General features: G+C 64.3%; 8 protein-coding genes, 2 pseudogenes and 1 riboswitch. Of the genes and pseudogenes, 1 reads left to right on the top strand and 9 read right to left on the bottom strand.

The window, feature by feature from the left end; genetic code table 11:
• Positions 1 to 228: hypothetical protein (locus tag CR103_RS23060; RefSeq protein WP_218968506.1), on the top strand; the 228-nt coding region annotated here is incomplete at its 5' end.
• A gap of 815 nt (positions 229 to 1,043) precedes the next feature.
• Here the strand turns inward: CR103_RS23060 and CR103_RS19330 are convergent.
• The 9 genes and pseudogenes from CR103_RS19330 to CR103_RS19285 all read right to left on the bottom strand — a co-directional run bounded on the left by CR103_RS19330 (position 1,044) and on the right by CR103_RS19285 (position 11,694).
• Positions 1,044 to 3,188, bottom strand: a complete 2,145-nt coding sequence (locus tag CR103_RS19330; RefSeq protein WP_099917560.1) for a gluconolaconase — start codon at positions 3,186 to 3,188, stop codon at positions 1,044 to 1,046.
• A gap of 584 nt (positions 3,189 to 3,772) precedes the next feature.
• Positions 3,773 to 4,774, bottom strand: a pseudogene (locus CR103_RS19325) (IS4 family transposase); the annotation flags it as partial.
• 402 nt (positions 4,775 to 5,176) lie between these two features.
• Entirely contained in the window at positions 5,177 to 5,977 is an 801-nt protein-coding gene (locus tag CR103_RS19315; protein WP_099917558.1) for an ABC transporter substrate-binding protein, read from the bottom strand.
• 8 nt (positions 5,978 to 5,985) lie between these two features.
• A pseudogene (locus CR103_RS19310) lies at positions 5,986 to 6,350 on the bottom strand (P-loop NTPase family protein).
• Positions 6,347 to 7,120, bottom strand: coding sequence for an ABC transporter ATP-binding protein (locus tag CR103_RS19305; RefSeq protein ID WP_099917557.1), 774 nt, complete (start codon positions 7,118 to 7,120; stop codon positions 6,347 to 6,349). Before CR103_RS19305 ends, CR103_RS19310 begins: the two are co-directional and overlap by 4 nt.
• A 1-nt stretch (position 7,121) precedes the next feature.
• Positions 7,122 to 8,135, bottom strand: coding sequence for a FecCD family ABC transporter permease (locus tag CR103_RS19300; protein ID WP_099917556.1), 1,014 nt, complete (start codon positions 8,133 to 8,135; stop codon positions 7,122 to 7,124).
• A gap of 3 nt (positions 8,136 to 8,138) precedes the next feature.
• On the bottom strand, positions 8,139 to 9,992 hold the full coding sequence (locus CR103_RS19295) for a TonB-dependent receptor plug domain-containing protein (protein ID WP_099917555.1): 1,854 nt from the start codon (positions 9,990 to 9,992) through the stop codon (positions 8,139 to 8,141).
• A gap of 124 nt (positions 9,993 to 10,116) precedes the next feature.
• Positions 10,117 to 10,337: riboswitch (cobalamin riboswitch) on the bottom strand.
• Positions 10,332 to 10,892 (bottom strand): histidine phosphatase family protein, encoded by a 561-nt coding sequence (locus CR103_RS19290; RefSeq protein ID WP_099917554.1) that lies wholly within the window; start codon positions 10,890 to 10,892, stop codon positions 10,332 to 10,334. It overlaps the preceding riboswitch by 6 nt.
• 1 nt (position 10,893) lies before the next feature.
• On the bottom strand, positions 10,894 to 11,694 hold the full coding sequence (locus tag CR103_RS19285) for an adenosylcobinamide-GDP ribazoletransferase (protein WP_099917553.1): 801 nt from the start codon (positions 11,692 to 11,694) through the stop codon (positions 10,894 to 10,896).

The following is an 11,694-nucleotide window of genomic DNA, read 5'->3' as shown; positions in this document are numbered from 1 at the left end:
TGGGTTGATTGCCGGGAGGACCTACCGACATCGAGAGAATCGTTTGAAGCCCCGAAAGCCAGGCGCAAAACCACACAAGAAGATGACTCAGAAAAACTGCTGAAATGTCTTAACTTGGGTGGATTGATGCTGGACCCGGTCGCTGCGCGCAATACGGGCCTGGCTAGCCCCGGCATATTGGCATGCACGCTGTTGGAGCGCGTTCTCCAACGCGCCCCCGCCCCCTGAACTGGCCACCCTGATTAAGGCGGTGGTAAGCGGCGAGGGAATCAACCTCTACCTTCGTATTTAACAAACTACCGTTAAGTACTCGTCGAGAAATAAATGTGAGGTTTTGGCAAACAGAACCGGATGCGATGCAAGGCGGTCGGTGCGCCGCAGTGCGAGCACTGCAAGCAGCGGCCAACACAGCAGCGCGGCGGTTATGGACGCCAAAATGCACATTTATTTTTTGGCGGGTACTTAGTACCGATGCGACACCATTCGTTGCCATTCGTGGTTGTGGCGTCGATCTATGGTTCGAGATCCAAACAGGCCGACTATTAGTCAACGTCGGGACCCATGAACCGCGCATTTCTGCGTGGGTCGCGACATACCGCGATGAACTGATGAATGCATGGGAGTCAGCAAAAGAGTCCTACTTTTCGTTTTACCCAGAGAAACGGACTTCCTTCAATTGAAGCACCATGAGGCCTACGTGTTGTGACCTGCGTTTGAAAACGCGCCGACCTGCATTCAGCGGCTTTTTCGGCCAGGAATAACTGCAACTGACGGCCTCCTCAAACCAGCATTAGGTGCAAATGAACCTGCATTTAATGGGACCGACCTGCATTCCATTGGTGTGAACCGACAATAACTGCAACTGAAATGTTCCAGAAATTCATCGAGCACCGTTGTCCATGGAACAAGTTTGATGCGCCGACCACTGGGCATGCGGGCCCGACTACGGTCGGCGCATGCGCCTGTCCAGAAAACTCCGTTAATTGGACCATATTGCCGTGCAAGCCGACGCGGGACGGGGGCCACCCCACCCGTCACGCACTCTACTCGACCGTGATCGCCAGGTCGCGGCCTTCCAGTGCCAGCTGCCCCGCGTAATCCGCGGCATAGATGCGCAGCGTGTAGTTGCCCGGCGTCAGGCTGTCCACCTTCCAGCTGCCGGGCAGGGCCACGCCACCCCGCAGCGTGTTGTTGACAGCGTAGACGAAGCGCGTCGCCTTGCTGCCGTACACCGTGATGCCGCTGCTGTCAGCGTAAAGCAGCTTGACTGCTTCGCGCTCGCGCGGTAAACGATCATAGATTTGGGTGATACGCGGTGCCTCGAACCCGGCGGCCGGGCTGCCGTCGGCATGAAGCAGCTGGTAACCCAGCTTGTACAGCCCGAGACGGCGCCTCGCCAGGTTGCCGTCCATCTGGTCGTAGGCTTCGGTGACGATCGATATCTGGCCTAGCGCACGCGCCACGCGCAGGCGCCGGTCTTTTTTCGCCAGCAGGCGCCTGGCGCTGCCGTCGTATAGGGCGATACTCTGGATACGTGGCGCTACTGAGTCGCGCAGACCGACGAACGACAGCGTGAGCGGGTTGACCAGGGCGCCGCCGGGTTGGTACTCGAGGTGCACGTGCGCCATCGGGTTGACCGTGCCGAGCGCATCACCGACGGCGAACCGGGTGCCTCGCCTCACCCGCATGCGTTCGGGCTTACCGCCCGCGCCCTGTAGCAATTGGAAGCGCTGATCGAGCACTTTACCCGTGCTGTCGCGGCCTACGCGCATGTGGATATACGACAGCGGCCCGACGCTTATGCCTTCACCGAGTTCGCCAAAACCCCAGTTTGGATAAGGATCGCTCACTGTCGAAGGCAGCATCGCCAGTACCCGCGTGCCGACATCGGCACGTACGTCCAGGCCCGCATGGAAGTGGTGGCGGCTTTCGCCGTCGTAGCTGCCGCGCACCTCGCCCATCACACCGACGACTTCGTGCGGTTTCAGCTGCAGCCCCACCGGCCAGGGCATGACTGCCGATTTCGCCATCGGCGGCACCCGCGGCGCCATGGGCTGCCTGGCCGGGGCGCCGGGTCGTGGCGGCGCCAGCACGACGACCTGCAGCGCATCGCCGTCGGCCACAACGAGCGAACCGTCGCGCTGCACCGCGATACCGCGCGGTGCGTACAGGCGCACGCTGCCGTCACTGGCATAACTGTGCCCCGGCGGACGGTCGGCGTCTATCAGCGCGTGATATTGCCCGCGAGGGTCGAGCTGGACGATGCGTCCACCCGCCCCGCCGCCGATGTACAGGTAGCCGTCATGGGTCAGCGCCAGAGCCACCGGGCGGCGCAGCAGCGGGCGCTGCTCGTCCTCGATAGGGGCCGCGAGGGTTGTCACCACGCCGTCCTTGTCGATGCGCCGGATTGCGTCGTTGCCGGTATCGGCGACGAACAGCAGGCCGTTCTTGTCGACCACGATGGCGCTCGGGGTGTCGAACGCGGCCGCCGTGCCAGTGCCGTCCAGGCTGCCGGGCGAACCGCTGCCGGCCAGTGTCGTCACCGTGCCGTCCCGGCCGATCCGGCGGATGCGGTCGTTGTAGGTGTCGGCAACGTAGACGTTGCCTTCGCGGTCGACGGCCACGCCGACCGGCCCGTTGAAGCGGGCGGCGCGGCCATTGCCGTCGAGGTAGCCCGGTTCGCCCCCGCCTGCCAGCGTGCTCACGCTGCCGTCGGGCGCCACCTTGCGGATTGCGTTGTTGCCGGTATCGGCCACGTAGAGGTTGCCCAGGCGGTCAATGGCCAGCGCTGACGGCGTGTCAAACGCAGCGGCCGCAGCCGGGCCGTCCGCAAAGCCCGTACGTCCACCGGCGAAGGTGGCAACCAGACCGTCTGGCCCGATACGGCGGATGCGGTTACTGGCGCCGCCGTCGGCCACGAACACGTTGCCGTGGGCATCGCCGACAACTCCGAACGGGTCGCTGAAGCGACTACCAAGCCCGGCGCCGTCGGCGATGCCATCGGTGCCGTCGCCCGCCAGCGGCGTCGCGCGCGCGGTCCAAGCGGGGCGAGTCGCGGCCTCGGCGGGCAGCCAGACTGGGGGTCCCGGCGTGGCGGCCTGGCGTGCATCGAGGGCGAAATTCAGGGCCGCACCAGCGGCTAGGACAGCGGCGCCCGCGAGCGCAGCGATGATCGTTTGTCGGTTCACAGCTGCTGCCTACAAGTTGCTCAGACCGCAAGTGTAACCGATAGGCCGAGTCTACAAGGAGCGGCAGACCGCTCGGCAAGCGGCGCGCTGATCCGGCGTCGGAACCGAGGTCTCAGCGCTTGCGCAGCCGTCCGTTGAAGCGAAAATTCCAGCTGCCGACAGGATATTCTACAAAGCTGCAACGTTCGTACGCCCAAGGAGCCGAATCGACCAACTGTCTCCCCTTCTACAGGCAGCTTCCGTTGGCCGATAGCTGACATTGCCAAGCTGCTAAATATAGTCCAATAAACGGGGGTTTTCTGGACGGACGCGAACGCAAACGCGCTCTGGTTAGGATGCCCGACGCGCGAAGTCCACAAACGCAGTCCACCAAACTTGTTCCGAAAACGGCGGCGTTCGATGGATTCTTGGAACATTGTCAGTTGCAGTTATTTCTGGTTCGCGCCGATGGAATGCAGGTCGGCGTGGATAAATGCAGGTTCATTCGCAGTTATCTCTGGTTTGAGGTAGCCGCTGGCCGCAATTAATTCTGGTCGAAAAAGCTGCTGAATGCAGGTCGAGCCGTTTTCGATTGCAGGCCGCTACAGATAGGCTACCCGCCAGGCGACGATCATGAATAATGCCAGCGCCCGTTCGATGCGATCAATTGCCGACAGCTGCAGCGCCTCGACCTTGCAACCATTCTTGAGGACATTGAAATAGATCTCGATTTCCCGGCGCGCCCGATACCAGTCGGTCAATTCGATGGGCTCTTTCAGTGTCGGCGCTGCGCGGTTCGTCAGCAGGCGCCACTCAACCGGCTTGACGCCCTTCGGGGCGTCGATTTCGCGCGCCACGATGCAGGTGGCGCACACCGTGCCGGCCTTGCCGTTCGATATGCTCACTTGGCGCGTCCAGAGTTGCTGACGAACCTTGCGCAACTTCTGTTCGTCTCTGGCCGGCATCGTGAAGGTGATCTCTCCTTGTGCCGCGCCGGCGGTAGTATGGGCCCACAATTGCTCCTCGTCGCCATCGGGCAAACAGCGATTGTGCTTGGCGCGCACCAGCCAGTCGGCTGGCGTGCCCAGTGTCTGTGCGCGGGCCATCATGGCCAGCAGATCGGCTTCGCGGTCCGCCACGTACACGAGTCTTGTGTCGGGCATTGCGGCCGCCATCTCCGCGACGCGCTCGTAGCCTTCGATCCAGCGCGTGCTTTCCTTTTGTCCGTGCCGAACACCGTCCTTGCCGCGCTCAGGCGTGACCGCATAAGTCGGGTGCACATACGTGCCGCGCCGCGCCGCGCCTCGTAGTTCAACGGACCGAGGCCGGCCGCGTCTTGCCCATTGAAATCGCGCTTCGTCGTGTCCTGCAAACACAGCACAATCGGATACGCGCTCATCCGTTTCTGGGTCTGTGCCCAGTGCGGCGCCATAATGCCCTGCCACTCGACGTCGGGGTTGCCCAGGAAGCGGTAGGCGGCACAGGTTTCGCCCCAACTGCGGCAAGCCATAGAGATGCTGGCCGTCGGGTTCGCCGTCTCCCAAGTCAAGTCCGGCGAATTCTTGCTCTGTCCAGCGATTCGAATTTGTTGCCAACGCGTCACCCAAAAGGCGGGAGTCAACCTGAAACCCGCTCAGTTTACAAGCCTTTTTGTAAGTGCTTAAAAGTAAACAGATTTCTCACGCGCCGGCTGAGCCGCTCAGAGATGTGTATAACGATATGGGTTTACCACGTTATTCAATTCGCGCTGTGTTTTATCGTAACCGGTTTGGTGCCGGCTGGACTGGCTGAACTTACCGGCAGGCAGATCCACGGTGGATAACACGCCGCGCGATCGATGTCCGCTACCAGGATAACCGGGCAGTCGACCTCCTCGGCGAAGCCCATGTTGGCAATATCGCGCTCGCGTAGCCAGTCCGGCGGCGATTGCCTGCAGTGCCTAGGCGCGGCAGCCGGCACAGGGCCGCCACCACCGTGGTCTTGCCGGCACCGGAAGCGCATAGGAGAACTCATCGCGCCTGCGCCGCCTGCCAGCGCGCCACCATGGCACCGATTTGTTGCAGTCCTGCGGTGATCACCGAGGGACCGGGCGAGAGAATATCGGGCGATTTGATCTCGAACACCATATTGTTGCGCAGCGCGGGAATGGTGTCCCATCCGTCGCGCGCCTTGAGCGAGTCGGGCTGAAATTTTTTGCCGCACCATGAGCCGATGATGATGTCCGGCGCGCGCCGCACCACCTCGGCCGGATCGGCGATGATGCGCTGTTTGGCGGACTGATGGACCGACAGTTCGGGAAAGGCGTCAATGCCGCCGGCCAGTTCGATCGCTTCGGCGGCCCAGCCGATGCCGCTCATCAAAGGATCGTTCCATTCTTCGAAATAGATGACCGGGCGGCGCGTCCACTGCGCCGCCCGGGCGCGAGCGGCATCGAGCTGCGCCTGCAGATCGGCCACCAGGCGCCGGCCGGCCGCCTCCCGCTGCACCAACGCCGCCAGCACCGTCACCATCTGCAAGATGCCGGCGATGCTGCGCTGGTTGAACAGATGAACTTCGACGCCGGCATGCGCCAGGTCGCGGCAGATGTCGGCCTGCAGGTCACAAAAACCGATCGCCAGGTCCGGCTTGACCGCCAGGATGCGTTCAAGCTTCGACGAAGAAAACCCGCTGATCTTCGGTTTTTCCGCGCGCGCCCGCGGCGGGCGCACGGCGAACCCGGAAATGCCGACAATAAATTCCTCGGCGCCCAGCGCGTACAGGGTTTCAACCGATTCGGTGGACAGGCAGGCGATGCGTTGATAAAAGCTCATGATTCGGGTCACCCTTCAATTTCCGCTTGCGCCCCACTGCCGGCCGCCAATGCGTGCTTGACCGGCGTCATTTCGGTGACCGTGTCGGCGCTCACAGCGTGCACGTTCAGGTAGCGGTACTTGAGGACGCTATCGAGTTGGTCGAACAGCACCAGGCCAATGCCCGGCCGGCTTTGTCGATATCGCGTTGGCGGTCCTGGGTTTCCCAGGTAGAGCCCTCACCCATCGCATGCAAGCTGACCTCGTCAGGAAAGCGGCGCAGCAATTCCTCCTCGCCGGTCGACATGCCGCCCTTGCCATTGCCGGCATTGACGGCAACGATGCCGATTTCCCTGTGCGCCGCCTTGACTTTTTCATCGATGATGACCTTCATGGAGATGCCTCTTGCGGTACGAAGATGTGACGGCTTCCGTGCCGGATCGCCTCGATTGGATGGCCGAGATATTGACTCAGCAGCGGCGCCTGCAAGACCTCGGCCACGCTGCCCGCAGTCCAGCGGCCGTCGCCCTTCAAGAGCAGCACGTGGCTGGCGGCGTGCTGCGCCAGGTTCACGTCATGCCCGATCATCACCACGGTCTTTGCCTGTTCGCGGCACAGGCGCGCCAGCAGGCGCATCACGCTCATCTGGTGGCCCACGTCGAGCGCGTTGGCCGGCTCGTCGAGCAGGATCAGCGGCGTGTCTTGCGCCAGCACGGCGGCAATCGCCACGCGCTGGCGTTCGCCGCCGGAAAGCGTGCGGATATCGCGGTCGGCCAACTCGTCCACTTGCATGGCCTGCAAGGCGGCGACGCAATGGCGATGGTCAATATCGTCTTCCCAATAGCGCGTACTTGCGTACGGATGACGCGCCGCCAGCACGGTTTCGATGACGCGGTAGCCAAATGCGTCATTGCGCGCCTGCGCCATGAAGGCGCGCTGGCGCGCCAGCGCCGGCAACGGCCACTGATCCAACGCGCGCCCGTGCAGCACAAGCTGTCCGGCCGATGGCGGGCACAGGCCGGCCAGGGTGCGCAGCAAGGTGGTTTTGCCGGCGCCGTTGCGGCCGATCACGCACCAGCTTTGACCGGGTTCGGCCTGCCAGTTGAGTTTGTCGAGCAGCAGCCGGCTGCCTGCTTTGAGGGTCAGGTCGTGTGCGCTGATCATGTCATGGGCGCCGCAGTTGGTGTAGTTGGAACAGGAACACCGGCGCCCCCAGCAGCGCGGTGACGACGCCGACCGGCAGCTGCTGGGGAGCGGCGATGGTGCGCGCCAGCGTATCGGCCAGCACCAGGAAAGTGCCGCCGGCCAGCGTGGCGGCCGGCACCAGCAGCCGATGGTCGGGTCCCAGCGCAAAGCGGCAGGCATGCGGCACGATCAGGCCGACGAAGCCGATGCTGCCTGCCGTGGTGACGGCACTGGCCGTCAGCAGGCCGGAACAAACGTACAAACCCTTGCGCAGCGCGCCGACCTGGACGCCGAGAGAGGCCGCGCCGTCGGCGTGCATGGCGATCACGTTGAGCGCCCGCGCGTTGCGCGCGGCGTACAGCAAGGTGACGCCCAGCACCACCCACGGCAGCACCCGCAGCGGCGCGCCGGACAGGTCGCCGATCATCCAGAAAATCATGCCGCGCAGCCGGCCCTCCGGCGCCACCGACAGCATCAGCGTCACCAGCGCCATGCAGCCGGACGACAGGATCACTCCGGTCAGCAGCAGCGAAGTGGCACCGCCGTCGGCGCGCAGCTCCCGCCGCGCCAGCCAATACAGCAGCAGCGAAATCGCCGCCGCACCGGCAAAGGCGGCGCCATCGACTATCCACGCCGCCCACATGAACAACAGCGCGGCGAGCGCGCCGACCGAGGCGCCGGCCGAAATCCCGAGCACGTACGGATCGGCCAGCGGATTGCGCAGCAGCGCCTGCATCAGCACGCCGGCCAGCGCCAGCGCGGCGCCGGTCACGAAAGCGACCAGCGCGCGCGTCAGGCGCAGCTCGAGCAGGGTCGCTGCCAGTGTCGTGCCCTGCCCGCGCAACGCGTCAAACAGCGCCGCCGGCAAGTCCGCCAGCGGTATGGCCACCGAGCCGATGGTGCCGGCCAAAACCAGGCTGGCGCAGGCGATCGTGAACAGCGCCGCCACCATTGCGACGGCGCGATGGCGCGATCTGGAATCGAAGGAAAGCATCGCTTACTGCATGCCGTAGCGAAGGCCGGCAAACACCTTGATGCCGGCCGTTGCGTACGTGCGCGCCAGTTCGTAGTGCTTGTTGTTGACGTTGTCAAAGCGCAGCAAGGCCGACCAGTCGCGATCGAATGCGTAGCGTGCGTTCAAGTTCAACAAGCCGTAGCCGGCCAAGACATTGCGGTTGCGGACGTCGTCGAAGCGCTTGCCGGATGCGATTACTTCGAGGCCGACCTTGAACGGCCCGGCGCCATATTCAACGCCGGCGCGCGCGTGTTGGCGGGCGCGCCGCGCCAGCACCTTGCCAGTGGTGTCGTCGCGCGGATCCTGCCAATCGAATGAGGCGCTCAGGGCGAAGCTGTTCAATTGCGTGGCCGCGGCCACCGAGGTGCCGCTGAGGACCCCCTTGTCGATGTTGTAGGCGCAGCCAAACGGATGGGTCGCAGCTTCGACCGGGCAGACAGCGGCGGTTACCAGCAGGTCGCCCACTTGGTTCGAGAAGTGCACCGCGCTCAATTGCGTGCCGCCGTTGTCGAAGTGAATGCCGGCTTCGGCGTTCCTGGCATATTCCGGTTTATTGGCAGGGACACCAAAGCCAGGAAAATATAGCTCGTTGAAGGTGGGTGCGCGAAAGCTGGTGCCGGCACTGGCGCCGAAGCGCAACGCATCGCTGATGCGATAGCCGAGCGCCAGCGCGCCGGTCGCCTTCGATCCATACTGCGAGCTGTGGTCATGGCGCGCGCTGGCGCTGACGAGGTAGGCGCCGCGCTTGAGTTGGAACGACGCGGCGGCCGAGTTGGTGCTGCGCTCGCCCGACAGCACCGGGGTCGAACTGGCGACTACTTTTTCGACGCGCCGTTCGACCAGCAACTGCAGCGTGTCGCTCCCGAACGCAATGTCGTTCTGCCAGCTGGCGCCGGTCTGGACGGTGTTTATCTGGCTCTTGCCGGATTGCGCCGCGCCGCTGTCGCTGCCCGACTTGTCGGCCGCGCGCGTGAGCTGAAAGTGGCTCGACCATTGCGCGCTGATGCGGTCGTTGGCGTACACCGCCGTGTTCTCCAGCGTCTGGATGGCACGCGCGTCATAGGTAGCGCCGCTGTCGTATTGGGCCTCGAGGCGGCTGCGCAGAAACAGTGCACCGACTGCGTGCCCGGGGGCGACGTCGAACCCCAATTGTCCGCTGGCGCCGGCGCGGGTGTAGCCGTCGTTATCGGGGTGATAGGAAAAATTACCTGGCTTGGTGGCGGAAAAACCGGCAGAACGTTCACGTCCCGCGCTCGCTGCATAGGCAAGTCGCCCGGCCTTGCCCGACACGGCTGCGTTGACGGTGCCGGTGGCGTCGCTGCCGCCGCCGGCAAAAGCAACCACGCCTGGCGCGCCTTTGCCGCGTTTGGTGAAGATCTGCACCACGCCGCCGATGGCGTCGGCGCCGTACATGGTGGAGAGAGGCCCGTAGATGATTTCGATATGATCGATATTGGCCAGCGACAGCGCGCTCCAGTTGGCCGCGCCCGAAGTCGAGGAGCCGATGCGCACACCATCGACCAGCACGACGTTTTGCTTGCTGTCGGCGCCGCGGATGTAGACCGAGGCATTGGTGCCGGGCCCGCCGTTGCGCGCCACTTCAATGCCGCGTTGCGCCTGCAGCAGGTCGATCACCGACTGCCGGTTCGAACGTGCGATGTCGTCGGCGCTGATCAAGGTGTAGTCGGCCAGCACATCGCCGGCGCCCTGGGCGGCGCGGGCGGCGGTGACGATGACGGTCGATGCTTCAGCGATCGATTGGGCGTTCGCCCAAGGCACGGCAAAGGCAAGCGCGAGCGCGGCGGGCGTGGAGCGGGTTGAAACGTGAGGGTTCATGAAACTATTTTCGGTAGCGTAAGCAATTGGCCGACTTCCCCGTAGGCCAGATTGAACAGAAGCGCCTGGGCCGGCATGGGGCGCGCAGGCAAGCCAGATTCGTATCGCGAACATCCCCGTCGGCACACTTCCACCTGTCCTGGCCGGTATCCGGGCTAGCAAGTCAGACTGCCTCACCTTCCCATGCGAAAGCACAGTGGTTTAAAGAGACAGCCAGCCACTCGACAGTGGCGCTTGTTTACCGTTGCGGGGGCAGCACACCTTGGCCGTTTGCGCGGTATCGTGTTTCCCGTTTAACTGCACACATGGAACATGCGTGCGGGCACCAAAACCCCATCATTATACGTCTACTTTTTCGCCTGGCAGCAGCAGCAAGCCACCGTAGGCGATCCGGTGCGGCTGTGCAGCGGCGCGCTGCGCCATTTGCAGCGCTGTCGCTCCGCGCCCGCACTCGGCCAGCAAGCGGATCGTGCCGGCATGGCAGACGACAATTGCACGCGCGAGCGACAGTGCGGCGAGGTCGGCATAAAAAGCGCTGACCCGCTCGGCCATGTGCAGCACGCTCTCGCCGCCGCCGGGCCGGTAGTGGACCACATCGGCGGCCCAGGCGTCGATGTCGGCGCGCGCGATGTGCTCCCACGACTGCATTTCCCAGTTGCCGAAATCGAGTTCGGCCAGGCGCGCATCGCAGGTGGGCGCGGCGGCCCCGCCCAGCGCTTCGGCCAGGTCAAGGCAGCGTTGCAAAGGGCTCGAGAACAGCGCCGCGCCGGCCGGCAAGGCGTTCGATAACGCCGCGCCCACCCGCGCGGTTTCCGCCGGCGCCACCGCCAGGTCGGTGCGCCCATAACAAAGGCCAGGGCCGACCAGCGGTTGCGGGTGGCGAACCAGGTAGAGCTGCATTTCAGCGCCAGCCGGGCTGGCCGCTGGCGGCGAGCACGCCGAGGTAAATTGCCACTTCGCTCGCCTGCTGCACGGCGCCCAGGCAGTCGCCCGTGTAGCCGCCGATGCGGCGCACGAATTTCCAGGCAAGCCAGGCCGCAGCGAGGCCGCCAAGCAGCGCACCGGCAAGCATCGATGTCCAGGCCAGATAGCCGCAAACGCCGATCAGCAGCACCGGAAGCAGCGCGCAGGCGGCGCCGATCGCCAGTTCCGCGCCTGTCATGTGCTGGGCCAGTGGCTTCGCTTTGGCGTCGACCGTGCGCACATAGTGAAGCCGCCATATCAGCATACAGGCGGCCAGGCGCGACAACGGGTGGGCCAGGAACAGGGCCGCGATGGCGGTGACGGGTGAGAACTGGGCGAGCAGCAGGCATTTCAAACCGAGCAGCAGCGCAATGCCGATCGCGCCATACGCGCCGACGCGCGAATCCTTCATGATCTCGAGCACGCGCTGCGGCGTCAAGGCGCCGCCGAAGCCGTCGCAGACGTCGGCAAAACCGTCCTCGTGGAAGGCGCCGGTGGCGTACACGCCGGCGCAAGTTGCCAATACCGCCGCCACCGCCGCCGGCACGACGCAAGCGGCAATCGCATACACCGCCGCACTGATGGCGGCGACAACGATGCCCACCAGCGAAAAATAACGCGATGCATGGTGCAGCCAGTGCGGCTCGAATCCGACCCAGCGCGGAACCGGCAGGCGCGTGAAAAACTGCAGCGCGACGAAGAACAGGCGAGCCTGATGGGCGCAGGCGGACAGGAACAT

The sequence above is a fragment of the Massilia psychrophila genome, from assembly GCF_002760665.1.
Taxonomy (GTDB): domain Bacteria; phylum Pseudomonadota; class Gammaproteobacteria; order Burkholderiales; family Burkholderiaceae_D; genus JAFCUW01.
This window is presented reverse-complemented; position numbering and strand designations above follow the sequence as displayed.